At 71.6% G+C, this 17,236-nt stretch carries 16 protein-coding genes; 13 read left to right on the top strand and 3 right to left on the bottom strand.

Annotated features, from left to right (window positions below):
* Positions 1-15 precede the first annotated feature (15 nt).
* From ABZ896_RS14925 to ABZ896_RS14910, 4 genes are all read left to right on the top strand, one after another.
* A complete protein-coding gene (locus tag ABZ896_RS14925; protein ID WP_360927533.1) occupies positions 16-3,216 on the top strand; it encodes a S41 family peptidase in 3,201 nt (1,066 codons plus the stop codon).
* An 89-nt stretch (positions 3,217-3,305) separates the two neighbouring features.
* Positions 3,306-3,659, top strand: a complete 354-nt coding sequence (locus ABZ896_RS14920) for a histidine triad nucleotide-binding protein (RefSeq protein WP_360927530.1) — start codon at positions 3,306-3,308, stop codon at positions 3,657-3,659.
* Positions 3,660-3,665: 6 nt separating this feature from the next.
* On the top strand, positions 3,666-4,571 hold the full coding sequence (locus tag ABZ896_RS14915) for a ribonuclease Z (RefSeq protein ID WP_360927527.1): 906 nt from the start codon (positions 3,666-3,668) through the stop codon (positions 4,569-4,571).
* Positions 4,572-4,591: 20 nt separating this feature from the next.
* Entirely contained in the window at positions 4,592-5,581 is a 990-nt protein-coding gene (locus ABZ896_RS14910; RefSeq protein ID WP_360927524.1) for an adenosine deaminase, read from the top strand.
* On the opposite strand, the gene ABZ896_RS14905 is transcribed toward ABZ896_RS14910, so the two are convergent.
* Complete coding sequence (locus tag ABZ896_RS14905) at positions 5,466-6,752, bottom strand: MFS transporter (protein ID WP_360927521.1); 1,287 nt, start codon at positions 6,750-6,752, stop codon at positions 5,466-5,468. The genes ABZ896_RS14910 and ABZ896_RS14905 overlap by 116 nt on opposite strands.
* Positions 6,753-6,965: 213 nt before the next feature.
* Positions 6,966-7,748: an IclR family transcriptional regulator gene (locus tag ABZ896_RS14900; RefSeq protein WP_360927518.1), complete on the bottom strand. Its 783-nt coding sequence runs from the start codon at positions 7,746-7,748 to the stop codon at positions 6,966-6,968.
* A gap of 99 nt (positions 7,749-7,847) precedes the next feature.
* On the opposite strand from ABZ896_RS14900, the gene ABZ896_RS14895 reads away from it, so the two are divergent.
* Together ABZ896_RS14895 and ABZ896_RS14890 are read left to right on the top strand one after the other, a co-directional pair.
* Positions 7,848-9,137, top strand: a complete 1,290-nt coding sequence (locus ABZ896_RS14895) for a glucarate dehydratase family protein (RefSeq protein ID WP_360927516.1) — start codon at positions 7,848-7,850, stop codon at positions 9,135-9,137.
* 204 nt (positions 9,138-9,341) lie between these two features.
* Entirely contained in the window at positions 9,342-10,472 is a 1,131-nt protein-coding gene (locus tag ABZ896_RS14890) for a PfkB family carbohydrate kinase (RefSeq protein ID WP_360927616.1), read from the top strand.
* 37 nt (positions 10,473-10,509) lie between these two features.
* Here the strand turns inward: ABZ896_RS14890 and ABZ896_RS14885 are convergent, their stop codons facing one another.
* Entirely contained in the window at positions 10,510-11,229 is a 720-nt protein-coding gene (locus tag ABZ896_RS14885; protein ID WP_360927513.1) for an FAD binding domain-containing protein, read from the bottom strand.
* 216 nt (positions 11,230-11,445) lie between these two features.
* On the opposite strand from ABZ896_RS14885, the gene ABZ896_RS14880 reads away from it, so the two are divergent.
* The 7 genes from ABZ896_RS14880 to ABZ896_RS14850 all read left to right on the top strand — a co-directional run bounded on the left by ABZ896_RS14880 (position 11,446) and on the right by ABZ896_RS14850 (position 17,215).
* Complete coding sequence (locus ABZ896_RS14880; RefSeq protein ID WP_360927510.1) at positions 11,446-12,504, top strand: PhoH family protein; 1,059 nt, start codon at positions 11,446-11,448, stop codon at positions 12,502-12,504.
* Positions 12,505-12,517: 13 nt separating this feature from the next.
* Positions 12,518-13,015, top strand: coding sequence for an rRNA maturation RNase YbeY (ybeY, locus tag ABZ896_RS14875; protein ID WP_360833383.1), 498 nt, complete (start codon positions 12,518-12,520; stop codon positions 13,013-13,015).
* Positions 13,012-14,322: a hemolysin family protein gene (locus ABZ896_RS14870; protein WP_360927507.1), complete on the top strand. Its 1,311-nt coding sequence runs from the start codon at positions 13,012-13,014 to the stop codon at positions 14,320-14,322. Before ybeY ends, ABZ896_RS14870 begins: the two co-directional genes overlap by 4 nt.
* A complete protein-coding gene (locus tag ABZ896_RS14865) occupies positions 14,319-14,678 on the top strand; it encodes an MmcQ/YjbR family DNA-binding protein (RefSeq protein ID WP_360927504.1) in 360 nt (119 codons plus the stop codon). The genes ABZ896_RS14870 and ABZ896_RS14865 overlap by 4 nt, the downstream gene beginning before the upstream one ends.
* 38 nt (positions 14,679-14,716) lie before the next feature.
* Positions 14,717-15,067 carry a cytidine deaminase gene (locus tag ABZ896_RS14860; RefSeq protein WP_360927501.1) on the top strand — a complete coding sequence of 117 codons (351 nt, stop codon included), beginning with the start codon at positions 14,717-14,719 and terminating at the stop codon, positions 15,065-15,067.
* Between the two features lie 218 nt (positions 15,068-15,285).
* Positions 15,286-15,759 carry a hypothetical protein gene (locus ABZ896_RS14855; RefSeq protein ID WP_360927498.1) on the top strand — a complete coding sequence of 158 codons (474 nt, stop codon included), beginning with the start codon at positions 15,286-15,288 and terminating at the stop codon, positions 15,757-15,759.
* Positions 15,760-15,898: 139 nt separating this feature from the next.
* On the top strand, positions 15,899-17,215 hold the full coding sequence (locus ABZ896_RS14850) for a beta-xylosidase (protein ID WP_360927495.1): 1,317 nt from the start codon (positions 15,899-15,901) through the stop codon (positions 17,213-17,215).
* Positions 17,216-17,236: the final 21 nt, after the last annotated feature.

The raw sequence follows: 17,236 nt of genomic DNA, 5'->3' as shown, positions 1-17,236 counted from the left end.
GCTTAGGGTGATCGGGTGACACAGCCTGCGACGTCTGCATATCTCCGGTTTCCGCATCTGCGGGGCGAGTTGGTCACCTTCACCGCCGAGGACGACGTGTGGGTCGCGTCCCTCGACGGCGGGCGCGCCTGGCGGGTGAGCGCGGACAACGTCCCCGTCAACCACCCCCGGATCTCGCCCGACGGCACCACCGTCGCCTGGTCCTCCACCCGTGACGGCGCCCCCGAGGTGCACATCGCCCCGGCCGACGGCGGCCCCTCCAAGAGGCTGACCCACTGGGGCAGTTCGCGTACCCAGGTGCGCGACTGGACCCCCGACGGCCAGGTCCTCGCGATCACCACCCACGGCCAGGCGAGCCTGCGCCGCAGCTGGGCGCACGCCGTCCCGCTCGACGGCGGACCGGGCACCCGGCTGCCGTACGGCCCGGTCGGCCATGTCGCCGAGGGCCCGGCCACCGTCCTCCTCTCCGCGCCCATGGGCCGCGAGGCCGCCTGGTGGAAGCGGTACCGGGGCGGTACGGCGGGCAAGCTGTGGATCGACCGGGAGGGTGAGGGCGAGTTCGTCCGGCTCCACGACGACCTGGACGGGAACCTCGAATACCCCGTGTGGGCCGGCGACCGCATCGCCTTCCTCTCCGACCACGAAGGCACCGGCGCCCTCTACTCCTCGCTCGCCGACGGCTCCGACCTGCGCCGCCACACGCCCCTGGACGGCCACTACGCCCGCCACGCGGCCGGTGACGGCACCCGGATCGTGTACTCCTCCGCCGGTGAACTCTGGATCCTCGACGACCTCGACGGCGCCGAACCCCGCCGCCTGGACGTCCGGCTCGGCGGACAGCGCACCGACCGGCAGCCGTTCGCGGTCAACGCCTCCCGCTGGTTCGGCGCGGCCGCCCCCGACCACACCGCGCGCGGCAGCGCGATCGCCGTGCGCGGCGCCGTGCACTGGGTCACCCACCGCTCCGGCCCCGCCCGCGCCCTCGCCGTCACCCCCGGCGTCCGGGCCCGGCTCCCGCGCACCTTCCGCGCGGAGGGCGAGGAGTGGGTGGTGTGGGTGACGGACGCGGAGGGCGACGACGCCCTGGAGTTCGCGCCCGCGACCGGCGTCGCCCCCGGCGCCACCCCGCGCAGGCTCGCCGCGGGCCAGCTCGGCCGCGTCCTCGGCCTCGCGATGGCCCCCGACGGCAAGCGGGCCGCCGTAGCCGCGCACGACGGCCGCGTGCTGCTCGTCGAGCGCGAGACCGGCGAGGTCCGCGAGGTCGACCGCAGCGCCGACGGAGACGTCTCCGGGCTGGTCTTCTCACCCGACTCCGCCTGGCTCGCCTGGTCGCACCCCGGCCCGCGCCCGCTGCGCCAGCTCAAGCTGGCCAACACCACCGACCTGTCGGTCACCGAGGCCACCCCGCTCCGCTTCCAGGACTACGCCCCCGCCTTCACCCTGGACGGCAAGTACCTCGCCTTCCTCTCCAACCGCTCCTTCGACCCGGTCTACGACGAGCACGTCTTCGACCTGGCCTTCGTGGTCGGCGACCGTCCGCACCTGATCACCCTCGCGGCGACCACCCCGTCCCCCTTCGGCCCGCAGCGGCACGGCCGCCCCTTCGAGGCCCCCGACAAGGACGAGACCCCCGACAGCGAGGGCACCCCGGCCACCCGCATAGACCTCGAAGGGCTCGCCGACCGGATCGTGCCCTTCCCCGTCGAGGCCGGCCGCTACTCCACCCTGCGCGCCGCCAAGGACGGCATCCTCTGGCTGCGCCACCCCGTGCAGGGCGTCCTCGGCTCCTCCCGGGCCACCCCGGACGACCCCGACCCCAAGACCGACCTCCAGCGCTACGACCTCGCCCAGCAGCGCCTCGAACACCTCGCCGCCGACGCCGACCACTTCGCCGTCAGCGGCGACGGCAAACGCGTCCTGCTCTGGACCGACGAGCGGCTGAAGGTCGTACCGAGCGACCGCCGTGCATCGAACGACGACGAGAGCGACACCAACATCACCGTCGACCTCGGCCGGATCCGGCAGATCTGCGACCCGGCGGCCGAGTGGCGGCAGATGTACGAGGAGACCGGCCGCATCATGCGGGACCACTTCTGGCGGGCCGACATGTCCGGCCACGACTGGCCCGGCATCCTCGACCGCTACCGCCCGGTCGTGGAGCGGGTGGCCACCCACGACGACCTCGTCGACCTCCTGTGGGAGGTCCAGGGCGAACTCGGCACCTCGCACGCCTACGTCACGCCGCGCGGCGGCCACGGCCACGGCCCCCGCCAGGGCCTGCTCGGCGCCGACATCTCCCGCCACGACGACGGCACTTGGCGCATCGACCGGATCCTGCCCACCGAGACCTCCGACCCCGACGCCCGCTCCCCGCTCGCCGCGCCCGGCGTCGCCGTCCGCGCCGGGGACGCGATCGTCGCGATCGGCGGCCACCCGGTCGACCCGGTCACCGGTCCCGGACCGCTCCTCGTCGGTACGGCCGGCAAGGCGGTCGAGCTGACGATCTCGCCCTCCGGCGGCGGCGACCCGCGGCACGCGGTCGTCGTGCCCATCGCCGACGAGGAGCCGCTGCGCTACCACGCCTGGGTCGCCGACCGGCGCGCCTACGTCCACGAGAAGTCCGGCGGCCGCCTCGGCTACCTCCACGTCCCCGACATGCAGGCTCCCGGCTGGGCCCAGATCCACCGCGACCTGCGCGTCGAGGTGGCCCGCGAGGGCCTGGTCGTCGACGTCCGCGAGAACCGCGGCGGCCACACCTCCCAGCTGGTCGTCGAGAAACTCTCCCGCCGGATCGTCGGCTGGGCGGTGCCGCGCGGGATGAGCCCGTACAGCTATCCCCAGGACGCCCCGCGCGGCCCGGTCGTCGCCGTCGCCAACGAGTTCTCCGGCTCGGACGGCGACATCGTCAACGCGGCGATCAAGGCGCTCGGCATCGGCCCGGTCGTCGGCACCCGCACCTGGGGCGGCGTCATCGGCATCGACAGCCGCTACCGCCTGGTCGACGGCACGCTGATCACCCAGCCGAAGTACGCGTTCTGGCTGGAGGGCTACGAGTGGGGCGTGGAGAACCACGGCGTGGACCCGGACGTGGAGGTGGTCCAGCGCCCGCAGGACCACGCGGCGGGGAGGGACGTACAACTGGACGAGGCGGTGAGGATCGCGCTGGAGCAACTGGAGTCGGCTCCTGCCAAGACTCCGCCAGGCTTGCCGACCTAAAGGGGCGCGGGGAACTGCGCGACCAGCCACGAAATACCCGCACCCGCCGACGCTACGATGCACCCCAGACCCGACGCGAAAGGATCACCATGCCAGGGGAACCCCAGGACGACTGCCTGTTCTGCAAGATCGTCGCAGGCCAGATCCCCGCGACGATCGTCCGCGAGACCGACACCACCGTCGCCTTCCGGGACATCAACCCCCAGGCCCCCACCCACATCCTGGTGATCCCCAAGGTCCACTACGAGAACGCCGCCGCCCTCGCCGCCGAAGCGCCGCAGGCAGCCGCGGACGTCCTGCGCGAGACCCAGGTCATCGCCGACGAGGAGAAGCTGGAGGCCTACCGCACGGTCTTCAACACGGGCGCGGGCGTCGGCCAGACCGTCTGGCACGCCCACGCCCACATCCTCGGCGGCCGCGGCATGCAGTGGCCCCCCGGGTAACGACCGATGTCCGTACGCGAACTCGTCGTCCTCGGCACCGCCAGCCAGGTCCCCACCCGGCACCGCAACCACAACGGCTACCTCCTGCGCTGGGACGGCGAGGGCATCCTCTTCGACCCCGGCGAGGGCACCCAGCGCCAGATGCTGCGCGCCGGTGTCGCCGCGCACGACCTCAACCGGATCTGCGTCACCCACTTCCACGGCGACCACTCCCTCGGTCTCGCCGGGGTGATCCAGCGCATCAACCTCGACCGGGTCCCGCACGAGATCACCGCGCACTACCCGAAGTCGGGCCAGCGCTTCTTCGACCGCCTGCGGTACGCGACGGCGTACCGCGAGACGGTCGCGCTCACCGAGGCTCCGGTCGCGGCGGACGGGCCGATCGCACGGACTGGCGGCTACACGCTGGACGCCCGCAAGCTCTCGCACCCCGTCGAGTCCTACGGCTACCGCCTCACCGAACCCGACGGCCGCCGCATGCTCCCCGACCGGCTCGCCGCGCACGGCATCAAGGGCCCGGACGTCGGCCGCATCCAGCGCGAGGGCTCCCTGAACGGCGTCACCCTCGACGACATCAGCGAGGTCCGCCGCGGACAGCGCTTCGCGTTCGTCATGGACACCCGGCTCTGCGACGGCGTCCACGCGCTCGCGGAGGGCTGCGACATGCTCGTCATCGAGTCGACGTTCCTGGACGAGGACGAGCAACTGGCGGTCGAGCACGGCCATCTGACGGCAGGTCAGGCGGCGCGAGTCGCTCGCGATGCCGGCGTACGGCACCTCGTGCTCACCCACTTCAGCCAGCGCTACTCCGACCCGGACGAGTTCGAGCGGCAGGCGCGGGCCGCCGGGTACGAGGGCGAGCTGACCGTCGCGCACGACCTCCTGAGGGTGCCGGTTCCGAAACGGCGGTAAAGCGGCCGTACGATGCTTTGATGTCCCTCCCCAAAGCAGAACTGCACCTCCACATCGAAGGCACCCTGGAGCCGGAGCTGGCGTTCGCGCTGGCCGCGCGCAACGGCGTCGAGCTGCCGTACGGCTCCACGGACGAGCTGCGCAAGGCGTACGCCTTCGACGACCTCCAGTCCTTCCTGAACCTGTACTACGAGCTCATGGCCGTCCTGCGCACCGAGCGGGACTTCGAGGACCTGGCGAACGCGTATCTCACGCGGGCCGCGGCGCAGGGGGTGCGGCACGCGGAGATCTTCTTCGACCCGCAGGCGCACATCGCCCGGGGTGTGCCGATGGGGACGGTGGTCGAGGGGCTGTGGCGGGCGCTCGGCTCCAGTGAGGCCGTGCATGGTGTCTCCACGCAGCTGATCATGTGCTTCCTGCGGGACGAGTCCGCGGAGTCGGCCCTGGAGACGCTGGAGGCCGCGAAGCCGTATCTCGACCGGATCGTGGGGGTCGGGCTCGACTCCGCGGAGGTGGGGCATCCGCCGGTGAAGTTCCGGGAGGTGTACGAGGCCGCTGCCGCGCTGGGGCTGCGGCGGGTGGCCCACGCGGGGGAGGAGGGGCCGCCGGAGTACATCGTCGAGGCGCTCGATGTGCTGGGTGTGGAGCGGATCGACCACGGGCTGCGGTGCATGGAGTCGCCGGAGCTGGTTTCCCGGTTGGTGCGGGATCGCGTGCCGCTGACCTTGTGCCCCTTGTCCAACGTGCGGCTTCGTACGGTTGATGTTCTGGGGGATCATCCGTTGCCGGCGATGTTGGACGCGGGGCTCTTGTGCACCGTGAACTCCGATGACCCTGCCTATTTCGGGGGGTATGCGGGGGACAACTTCGATGCCGTGCGCTTGGAGTTGGGGCTCAGTGAGGAGCGGTTGCGGGAGCTCGCTCGGAACTCCTTCCTGGCGTCGTTCCTGGAACACGATGAGTCGTTGCGGGCCAGGTATCTTGCGGAAGTTGAGGCGTACGAGTTCTGAGTTCGGCTGCGGGTTCGGTGGGGGCTGGTCGCGCAGTTCCCCGCGCCCCTGGGTGGGTTGACATTGCCACAGTTGTCATGGGGACGGCGATGATCAACAGGCCCACCGCCAGCGACGCTCCCATCGCTGCGAAGCCCACCTGTGTTGACAGGACGCTGCCCGTCAAGGGGCCTGCTGCCGTGCCCAAGGATGAGGCTGAGCCGACCAGCACAGCCCAGCGGCCCTTGGGGTCCAAGGACGCGGCCAAGCCGATGACGTACGACAGGACTATCGGGTAGAGGGTGTTCCACGCGATCTCGCCTGTGGCGAAGGTGGTGAGGTCCGTTGCTGAGGCGCTCAGGGTGATGCAGGCCGCGATCAGGACCGTGCCCAGGCCGATCGGTAGTGCTCGGCCCAGGCGGGGGCCCAGTGCGCCCGCGCCGATCACGCCCAGGAGGCCCGCGCCCAGGGCGATCGCGAAGACCGCGCCGACCGTTGTCTCGGAGAGGCCCGCCTGGGTGAGGCCGATGCGGCCGCTGACGCCCCAGAGGGCGTTCTGGGCGAGGGACCAGCAGGGGAGAGTGGCGGCGAGGAGGAGACCTGCGCGGAGGTGGGGGAGCGGGGTGCGTTCGCGGTGGGTCGCGCGGGTGGTCGTACGGCGAGGCAGGCGGGCTGTCAGAGGCCAGACCGCCAGGGCCGTGAGGGCGATCGCGGCCAGCGGTTGGCCGTGGCCCGGGCCCAGGTGCGGGACCGTCAGGTAGACCACGCCCGCGAGCGCGGAGACCGCGAGGAGGCCGACGGTGGTGGTGCGGTGCGGATCCCGCTGGGCGGCGATGCCGGTCGCGGCCACCGCCGTCGTCGTACCGGATCCGAAGCCGCCGAGCAGGGCGCCGACGACGACGGCCCACACGGTGTGGGTGAGCGCGGCGCCGCCGTAGCCGAGGACGGCCAGGGTCAGGCCGACGCGGGCCAGTCGGCGGGCGCCGACGCGGTCGACGCGGGAGGCGAGCAGGAACCCCGCCGCGGCCGAGCAGAGGAGCAGGGCGCTGCCGACGGCACCCGCCTCCGTGGCGGTGAGGGGGAGTCCCGTGTCGAGTCTGCCGACGGTGGTCGGCAGGAGGTACGGGGCGAGATACCCGGCCGTGAAAAGGGCGACGAGGGGCCAGGGCAGGGTGGAGCGACGGGCGGACACGGGCGTTCCCAGGGCATGCGAAAGAAGCGGCTCAAGAAGGGGGTTGGGCGCAGGCCGTCGACGGACAGGAACGCGCGAAGAATTTGTATCAAGCACACGGTTCCCACAAGTAGCCCGGGATGCGTGATGTGGCTCACGTTTCGTTTGGGGTGCGTGGGGCCGGGTAGACGAGCGCTTTTCTTCTCGCTGGGCCGGGGGCGGCGGCCGTGGCCGCTAACGCCAGTGCGGGGCGCCGCTCGTGCTCGGGGGCGTGGCCTCGATCCTCGTCCTGATGTCCTGCATCACCGTGACGATCCGGCGTTCGTGGTCCGGGGTGAGGCGGGTGAGGGGGACCGAGCAGCTGATGGCGTCCTGGGCGGGGGAGTCGTAGCGCAGGGCGAAGCCGAAGCCGGTGATGCCGAGGACGCCCTCCTCGCGGTCGACGGAGTAGCCGCGGGCGCGCACCTCGGCGAGGTCGGCGAGGAGTGCGGCCCGGGTGGTGTGGGAGTTCGGGGTGAGCGCCTCGTACGGTCCCTCGGGGAGCTCGGCGTCGGGGCGCTCGGCCAGCAGGGCCTTGCCCAGGGCGCCGACGTGCGCGGGGAGCCGGCGGCCCACCCGGCTGATGGTGCGCAGGTACTCGTGCGACTCGCGTGTCGCCAGATACGCCACGTCCCGGCCGTCGAGGCGGCCCAGATGGATCGTCTCGCCCAGCGCCTCGGACGCCTCGTCGAGATACGGCCGCACGGTCCGCACCCGGGGGTCGGAGTCGAGATAGCCGGTGCCGGTGAGCAGGGCGTGGATGCCGATGCCGTAGAGCGAGCCGGTGGTGTCCGTGCGGACCCAGCCGCGCGAGATCAGGGTCTGGAGCAGCGCGTACATCGAGCTGCGCGGCACCTCCAGGCGGTCCGCCAGCTCCTGCAGCCGCGCCGGGCGGTCGCCGCGCGCGGCCAGCAGTTCGAGCAGCTCGACCGTGCGCGCCGCGGACTTCACCTCGCGCACGCCTGGTGTCTCCGACATGCGCCGATGGTAATCGGGCCGGGTGCCATTGACGGTTGCGGTTCGCATATCTAGCCTTCATCTTCATATGTAGATGACTTCTGGACAGGGAGCCGGACTGTGAACCTCACGATCACCGACGTACGCCTGACCCCGATCCTCGTCGCCGACCCGCCCCTGCTGAACACGCAGGGCGTCCACCAGCCGTACACCCCCCGGCTGATCGTCGAGGTCGAGACCGCGGACGGGGTCGTGGGCATCGGCGAGACCTACGGCGACACGAAGTACCTGGAGCTGGCACGGCCGTACGCGCGAAAGCTGATCGGTCGTCAAGTCGGCGACCTGAACGGGTTGTTCACCGTCGCCGACGAACTGGCCGTCGACCGGGCGCGGGTCTCGGGACAGGTCGACGTCGGCGGGCTGCGCGGGGTTCAGACCGCCGACAAGCTGCGGCTGTCCGTCGTCTCCGGCTTCGAGGTCGCCTGCCTGGACGCCCTCGGCAAGGCGCTCGGCCTGCCCGTGCACGCGCTGCTCGGCGGGAAGGTGCGGGACGCCGTCGAGTACAGCGCGTACCTGTTCTACAAGTGGGCCGACCACCCCGAGGGCGTGGCCTCGGAGAAGGACGACTGGGGGGCCGCCGTCGACCCGGCGGGCGTGGTGGCGCAGGCGCGGCTGTTCACGGAGCGGTACGGCTTCACCTCCTTCAAGCTCAAGGGCGGGGTCTTCCCGCCGGACGAGGAGATCGCCGCGGTGCGGGCGCTGGCCGAGGCGTTCCCGGGACATCCGCTGCGCCTCGACCCCAACGGCGCCTGGAGCGTGCCGACTTCGCTGCGGGTGGCGCGCGAACTCGGGGACGTCCTGGAGTACCTGGAGGACCCCGCGCTCGGCACCGACGCGATGGCCGAGGTGGCCGCCGGGACGGACGTGCCGCTCGCCACCAACATGTGCGTGACGACCTTCGCGGAGATCCGGGAGGCGTTCACCAAGGGAGCCGTGCAGGTCGTGCTCTCCGACCACCACTACTGGGGCGGGCTGCGCAACACCCAGCAACTCGCCGCGATCTGCCGGACGTTCGGGGTCGGGGTGTCCATGCACTCCAACACCCACCTCGGCATCTCGCTGGCCGCGATGACCCACGTGGCCTCGACCGTCCCCGACCTCCACCACGCCTGCGACTCCCACTACCCCTGGCAGAGCGAGGACGTCCTCACCGAGCGCCTGGTCTTCGAGGGAGGGAAGGTCACGGTCCCGGACGCGCCCGGGCTCGGCGTCGAACTCGACCACGGGAAGCTGGAGTTGCTGCACCGGCGGTGGCTGGACGACGACGGTTCGCTGCGCGAGCGGGACGACGCGGCGGCGATGCGGGTCGCGGAGGCGGGGTGGGAGACACCGGCGGTGCCGCGGTGGTGACGGCGGGAGCGGGGGCCGGATTCGGACACCGCCGGCCGGGGTGCCGGTGACCCGTGGGGCGTACGACCGTACTGACGCACCCCGCGTACGCCCGTACACCGTCGGTGATCCGACACGGACCTTCACGCTCCGCAGGTGGACCGGCCCCCGAAACGGGGGTGGCAGACTGGCCTGATCGGTACCACGTCCAGGGAGCTCGCCGTGATCGCGTTCGGGAAGGGACCCTCGTACAGCAACGGAAAGACCGGGCAGTGCCAGGCCCAGGTCGATCCCCTCGCCGCCCTGCGCGCGCCCGGCGATCCCCCCTGGGACGTCTACCTCACCGGCACCGTCTTCCTCGACATCGTCTTCACCGGCCTCGGCTCCGCCCCCGTGCGCGGCACCGAGTCCTGGGCCCGCGGCATGGGCTCCAGCCCCGGCGGCGTGGCCAACATGGCGACCGCCCTGGCCCGCCTCGGCCTGCGCACCTCCCTCGCCGCGGCCTTCGGCGACGACCACTACGGCGAGTACTGCTGGGACGCCCTGGAGCAGGGCGAGGGCATCGACCTCTCCCCGTCCCGCAAGGTCCCCGACTGGCACTCCCCGGTCACCGTCTCCATGGCCTACGAGGGCGAGCGCACGATGGTCTCCCACGGCCACGAACCGCCCCCGGAGGAGCCCGCCCCCGACTGCCCGCCCCGCGCGCGTGCCGCCGTCGCCTCCCTCGAACCCGGCAAGCGCGCCCCCTGGATCGCCCAGGCCGCGGGCAAGGGCACCCGGATCTTCGCCGACGTCGGCTGGGACGACACCGGCGCCTGGGACCTCGCGGGCCTCGTCGACCTGGAGCACTGCGAGGCGTTCCTGCCCAACGCCGAGGAGGCCATGCGGTACACCGGCGCGTCCTGCCCCCGGGCCGCCGCGCACGCCCTCACCGCGCACGTGCCGCTCGCCGTCGTCACCCTCGGCGCGGAGGGGGCGTACGCCGTGGACCGGCGGACCGGGGAGACCGCGGAGGTCCCGGCGATCGAGGTGGAGGCGCTGGATCCGACCGGCGCCGGGGACGTCTTCGTCGCCGGGTTCGTCGCCGGGACGCTCGCGGGCTGGCCCCTGGCCGACCGGCTGGCCTTCGCCGGACTGACCGCCGCGCTCTCCGTCCAGGAGTTCGGCGGCTCGCTCTCCGCGCCGGGCTGGTCCGAGATCGGCGCGTGGTGGCGCAAGGTCCAGTCCGTCGACGCCCAGGACCCGGCGGCCCTGCGCCGCTACGCCTTCCTCGCCGACCTGGTCCCGGCGGCGGATACCCGCCCCTGGCCGCTGCGCCGAGCGGTCCCGACGATCGGCTTCGGCAGATCGGCCTGACGGCTTCTGCGGTACGGCTTCCAGGGGGGGCGTCGGCCTAGCGCTCGCCCGCCCGCTCCAGCACCGACGCCACCTGCTCCCGGACCACCGCCCGCCCCTCGGCCGACAGCGTCCCCATCGACGTACGGGACAACTCGTCGAGTACGGCATCCGCGCCCGCGTCGCACGGCACGCCCTCGCTGAGGAACTCGTAGCCGTCGCGTACGGCGATCCGCAGCACACGCCTCGCGCCCGCGCCCGCGGACGCGTGGACCGCCGTCGCGACGACGAACGGGATCTCGCCGCCCGGAACCTTGCGATAGCCGCTGACCACCGGTTCGCGCCAGCTCAGGCTCAGCAGCAGCGGCTTCTTGGCGAGGAGTTCGGCGAGGTCCGTCTCGAACGGCCCCTCCGCCGCCAGCACCCGCGCCCGCGCGTCCAGCACCAGCGCCGCGGGCAGCAGACAGCGCAGTGTGCTGCCGACGATGTTCCCGCCGACCGTCGCGGTCCGGCGCACCGCGCCCGTGCCCACCCCGGCGGCCGCCCGCCGCAGCACCTCCGGCACCCGCTCGTCGATCCGGTGCAGCAGGACCGCCCCGCCCAGCTCCCCGGCGCCGAGGACGTTCGCCTCCGGCACCTCGCGCAGGGAGACCGCCTCGTCCGGGAACCCGTCGCGTTGCCAGGCCGCCCACACGAGGGTGGCACCACCGACGGGTATCGCCCCCTCGGCCAGGCACCGTTGTGCCTCCGGCAGGGACGTGGGCAGACGCAACAGCACGTGCTTCCTGCTTTCTTTCGAACGCGTGTGGCAGTGAGCGCATTCTTCCCCGCCCCGGCGGGGGAGCATGCAGGGCTCACCGTTTCACTCAGGGCGCCCTCACCGTCGAAAAGCCCTACGGCGTTGTCAGTGCACCGTCGTACCCTGGAAGCCGCGAGGCCGCCTTCAGCTGTGCGGCCCTGACGAGGAGGAACCGCAGGCGTTGAGCGCCGGCCCATGACTCAGACACCCACAGGTCACAGCCCCGCGCAGGGGCAGGCGAGAGCTCAGTTCACCGTCCCCGCCCAGCACCCCATGGTCTCGGTCCTGGGGTCCGGAGACTCCCTCCTGCGCGTGATCGAGAAGGCCTTCCCGGCGGCCGACATCCATGTCCGGGGCAATGAGATCAGCGCGACCGGCGCGGCGGCGGACGTCGCCCTCGTGCAGCGCCTGTTCGACGAGATGATGCTGGTGCTCCGCACCGGACAGCCGATGACGGAGGACGCAGTGGAACGCTCGATCGCCATGCTGCGAGCGAGTGAGAACGGGACGAGCGACGGCCAGGAGACCCCGGCCGAGGTGCTCACACAGAACATCCTGTCCTCGCGCGGCCGCACCATCCGCCCCAAGACCCTCAACCAGAAGCGGTACGTCGACGCGATCGACAAGCACACGATCGTCTTCGGCATCGGCCCCGCGGGCACCGGCAAGACCTACCTGGCCATGGCCAAGGCGGTCCAGGCCCTCCAGTCCAAACAGGTCAACCGCATCATCCTGACCCGCCCCGCGGTGGAGGCGGGAGAGCGTCTGGGCTTCCTGCCCGGCACGCTCTACGAGAAGATCGACCCGTACCTCCGCCCCTTGTACGACGCCCTGCACGACATGCTGGACCCGGACTCGATCCCGAAGCTGATGGCTTCGGGGACGATCGAGGTCGCGCCGCTGGCGTATATGAGGGGTAGAACCCTCAATGACGCCTTCATCATTCTCGACGAGGCTCAGAACACCTCGCCCGAGCAGATGAAGATGTTCCTCACGCGGCTGGGGTTCGAGTCGAAGATCGTGATCACGGGTGACGTGACGCAGGTCGACCTGCCGAACGGCACCAAGTCGGGGCTTCGGCAGGTGCAGGACATTCTGGAGGGGCTGGACGACGTCCACTTCTCCCGGCTGTCGTCCCAGGATGTCGTCCGGCACAAGCTGGTCGGCCGTATCGTCGACGCGTACGAGAAGTACGACAGCCAGAACGGTACGGAGAACGGCACCCACAAGGGCGGCCGCACCAAGCGGAAGTAGCAGACACAGCACCATGTCGATCGACGTCAACAACGAGTCCGGAACCGAGGTCGACGAGCAGGCGATCCTCGACATCGCCCGCTACGCGCTCGCGCGGATGCGCATCCACCCGCTCTCCGAGCTCTCGGTGATCGTCGTGGACGCGGACGCCATGGAGCAGCTGCACATCCAGTGGATGGACCTGCCGGGGCCGACCGATGTCATGTCGTTCCCGATGGACGAGCTCCGGCCGCCCAGCAAGGACGACGAGGAGCCCCCGCAGGGGCTCCTCGGTGACATCGTGCTCTGCCCCGAGGTCGCCAAGAAGCAGGGCGAGGAGGCCGAGACGCAGCACTCCATGGACGAGGAGCTCCAACTCCTCACCGTCCACGGGGTGTTGCATCTGCTCGGTTACGACCACGAGGAGCCGGACGAGAAGGCCGAGATGTTCGGCCTCCAGGCGGCCATCGTGGACGGGTGGCGCGCCGAGAAGGGTCTGACCGGCCCGTCTCCCGCCCCGACCGTCTCATGAGCCTGCCCCTCGTCTCCGGCGCGATCGCCCTGGTCGTCGTCGCCTGGCTCGCCGCCTGCGCGGAGGCGGGCCTCGCGCGCGTCTCCAGCTTCCGCGCCGAGGAGGCCGTCAAGGCGGGCCGCCGGGGCAGCGCCAAGCTCGCCCAGATCGCCGCCGACCCGACCCGCTATCTCAACGTGGCGCTGCTGGTCCGCGTCGCCTGCGAGATGGCGGCCGCGGCCCTGGTGACGTACGCCTGTCTCCAGGAGTTCCCGGGCACCACCCGCGCCCTGCTGGTCGCGATCGGGGTGATGGTGCTCGTGTCGTACGTCGCCGTCGGGGTCTCCCCGCGCACCATCGGGCGCCAGCATCCGCTCAACACGGCGACGGCGGCGGCGTACATCCTGCTCCCGCTGGCCCGGATCATGGGCCCGATCCCCTCGCTGCTGATCCTCATCGGCAACGCGCTGACCCCCGGCAAGGGCTTCCGCCGCGGCCCCTTCGCCTCCGAGGCGGAGCTGCGCGCGCTGGTCGACCTCGCCGAGAAGGAGTCGCTGATCGAGGACGACGAGCGCCGGATGGTGCACTCCGTCTTCGAGTTGGGCGACACGCTGGTGCGCGAGGTGATGGTGCCGCGCACCGATCTCGTCGTCATCGAGCGCTATAAGACGATCCGTCAGGCGCTGACGCTGGCGCTCAGGTCCGGTTTCTCGCGGATCCCCGTCACCGGGGAGAGCGAGGACGACATCGTCGGGATCGTGTATCTGAAGGACCTGGTCCGCAAGACGCACATCAGCCGGGACGCGGAGTCCGAGCTGGTGTCCACGGCGATGCGGCCGGCCGCGTTCGTGCCGGACACCAAGAACGCCGGTGACCTGCTGCGCGAGATGCAGCAGGACCGCAACCACGTGGCCGTCGTCATCGACGAGTACGGCGGTACGGCGGGGATCGTGACGATCGAGGACATCCTGGAGGAGATCGTCGGCGAGATCACCGACGAGTACGACCGCGAGCTGCCGCCGGTGGAGGAGCTGGGCGACGACCGCTTCCGGGTGACCGCCCGTCTCGACATCACCGACCTCGGCGAGCTGTACGGCCTCGACGAGTACGACGACGAGGACGTGGAGACGGTCGGCGGACTGCTCGCGAAGGCGCTCGGCCGAGTGCCGATCGCCGGGGCGTCCTCGCTGGTCGAGCTGCCCGACGGCCGTGCGCTGCGGCTCACCGCGGAGGCCGCCGCGGGGCGCCGGAACAAGATCGTGACGGTGCTCGTCGAGCCGGTGGGTCCGGGTGACCCACCGGCGGATGAGAAGGAGTCGGAGGAGTGACCCCTCAGGAGCTGCGCGCCTTCTGCCTGTCCTTCAACGCGGCGGTGGAGGACTTCCCGTTCAGCCCGGAAGTCTCGGTCTTCAAGGTGCTCGGCAAGCTGTTCGCCCTGAGCCGGCTGGACAACCAGCCGCTGACGGTCAACCTCAAGTGCGACCCGGAGGACGCGATCCGGCTGCGCGCCGACCACCCGGGCCTGATCATCCCCGGCTACCACATGAACAAGCGGCACTGGAACACCGTCACCGTCGACGGCGACCTCCCGGACCGCCTGGTCCGGGAGCTGGTCGAGGACTCGTACGACCTCGTCGTCGCCGGTCTGCCGCGGGCCGAGCGGCTGCGTCTGGACCGCCCCTGAGCGCGCCCGCCCGAGGGCGTGATCCGTATGCTCGGGGCATGACCGAGAGTGTGCTTGATCCCGAGGACCGCAAGATCGTCACCCTGGCCCGTTCGGCCCGCGCGCGCAACGGCGTGGCCGAGGGCGCGGCTGTGCGCGACGAGACCGGGCGGACCTATGTGGCCGGAACCGTCGCCCTGGAGTCGCTGCGGCTGAGCGCGCTGCGGACGGCGGTGGCGATGGCCGTGGCGTCGGGCGCGAAGTCCCTGGAGGCGGCGGCGGTCGTCACGGAGGCCGGGTCCCTGCCGGGGGAGGACCTGGCGGCCGTGCGGGACCTGGGGGGCGTGGGCACTCCGGTGCTGGTGGCGGGGACCGACGGCACGGTACGGGCCACGCTGGCGGCGGGCTGACCCTGCTGAAGCCCGAGCCCGGGCTGATACCGCCGGTAACACATGGCTGGAATTCCGCCTTGCCGTTCCGCTTCCCTCACGCATCAATGGAACCGGTGGTTCCGACGGACCGTCAGATTCCAGCTCGCGCGGCGTACCGCACCACGTCCGTGCCGACCCGTCGGTACCCCTCCCGTCCGTCCCCACATGGCATCCCCACGGGAAGGAACCCGGTACCCATGAAAGGCAAGCGCATAGGAACTGGTGCGGCACTCGCGGTCGGCACGCTCGCGGCCACCGCGCTCGCGTTCGCCCCCGCCGCTCTGGCCGTCACCCCCGACACGGCGACGATCACCGCGGACTGCGGCGCGTTCGGCAGCGGCGAGGCCACCCTCGTCGCCACCCAGGACGGCACCGCCGCGACCGTCACCGTCACCTCGGCGATCGCCGCGCCCATCCCCCTGTCCGAGGACTCGATCACCTCGACGCTCACCTTCGTGAACGGCAACGGCGGCACCACCGTCTTCACCGGCACGGAGAACCCCGCCATCGCGACCGGCGACCCGGTCACCGTCGGCCCGCTCAGCGGGACCGTGGCCTCCGGCGACAGCCTGGAGTCCTACGGCGGCTCGCTCCAGATCGTGGTCCTCGGGATCACCGTCACCTGCACGGCCACCGGGCCGCAGTCGCCGGGCCCGTTCGTGTTCGACTGAGAAGTGCCAACGGGCCGTCAGTTCCCGTGTGCCACATGGGAACTGACGGTCCATCAGCTCATTTCGCCGCCTCCATTGACTTCTCACGCGATCCCCACATCAATGCCCCCAGTGAGCGCAGAAGGAAGGGGGCACACCCATGGGTTTCACAACCCGAAGACGCCGCTGGGGCACGCTGCTCGGGGCGACCGCGCTCGCGGTCACCGCGGGGGGCGCGCTGGCCTGTCCCGCCCAGGCGGGCACGGACGTCCAGTTCGCCACGCACTGCATTCCGCCCGCCATCGCGGGCCTCCCGCCGATCGACGGCACCACGACGGCCAACATCACGGTCGACGACCCCACGCCCGACGTCGGCCAGACCGTCACCGTGACCTACACGGTGGTCCAGCCGGCCGCGAGCAACCCGACCGCGATCAACCTGCCGGCCGACATCATGACCCCGTCCGGCAAGGTCGTGCTCGGCGGCGACCAGACCGGCACGGTCACGGTCACCGGACCGAAGAAGAACGACCCGGTGGCGGGCAACGCGCCCTTCCCGTCGTTCAGCATGACCGGCACCTTCACGGTCACCCACGCCGGTTCGATCACCCTCTCGCCCGGCGACTACAACATCCACACCAGCTACCTCCTGGAGCTGGACACCCCCTGCACGGTGACCAACCCGCCCGCCCCGGTCTCCCAGACCGTCACGGCGACGGACGTCCCCGTGCCCAACACCCGGGCCATCCAGCTGGGTTCGGCCTCCGGCAACCCCGGTGACAGCGTGACCGTCACCGGTCAGAACTTCACGCCGGGTGCCACCGTCACCCTCGTCGGCCGCTCCGGGTCCGCCCAGACCGCGGACACCGCGACCGTGACGGCGAACGCCTCGGGTGCCATCAGCGGTCCGATCACCGTCAACGACAAGACGACGACGGGGATCGTGGCCTACGAGGGCGCGGCCTGGAGCGACTCTCTCGGTGCGGGCCCCGCGGCCTACACCGTGATCGACAACACGCCTGTTCCGGACGGGAGTCAGAAGCTGACGACCACCGTCAGGGCGGGCAGCCTGTCCATGTCCCAGACCGGCGACACCGTCGGCCTCTCGCCGGTGGACTACGGCAAGGGCGGGGCGTCGACCGGCAACCTGAACACCGTCACCGTGCAGGACTTCCGCGGTGGCCCCGCGGGCTGGTCGCTGACCGGCAAGGTCACCGACTTCACCGGTCCCGGCGCCAAGATCGATGCCGGGGCGCTCAGTTGGACCCCCGCCTGCACGACCAAGGCGGGCAGCCCGAGCACCTGCCAGGCGGGTTCCGCGGGCACGGTCGGCTCCTTGGGGGCGACCCTGGCGTCCACCCCCAACGGCACGCTCACCGGCGGTGAGTTCACCGTGGACGCGGGACTCTCCCTGAACGTACCGGCGTACACGCCTGTCGGCACGTACTCCGGCGTCCTCACCCTCACGCTCAGCTGACCGACCGTACGGGCGTCCGCA

This window comes from Streptomyces sp. NPDC047072, from assembly GCF_040643855.1.
Classification (GTDB): domain Bacteria; phylum Actinomycetota; class Actinomycetes; order Streptomycetales; family Streptomycetaceae; genus Streptomyces.
Note: the sequence above shows the minus strand (reverse complement) of the source record. Positions and strands in the feature narration are given on the sequence as shown.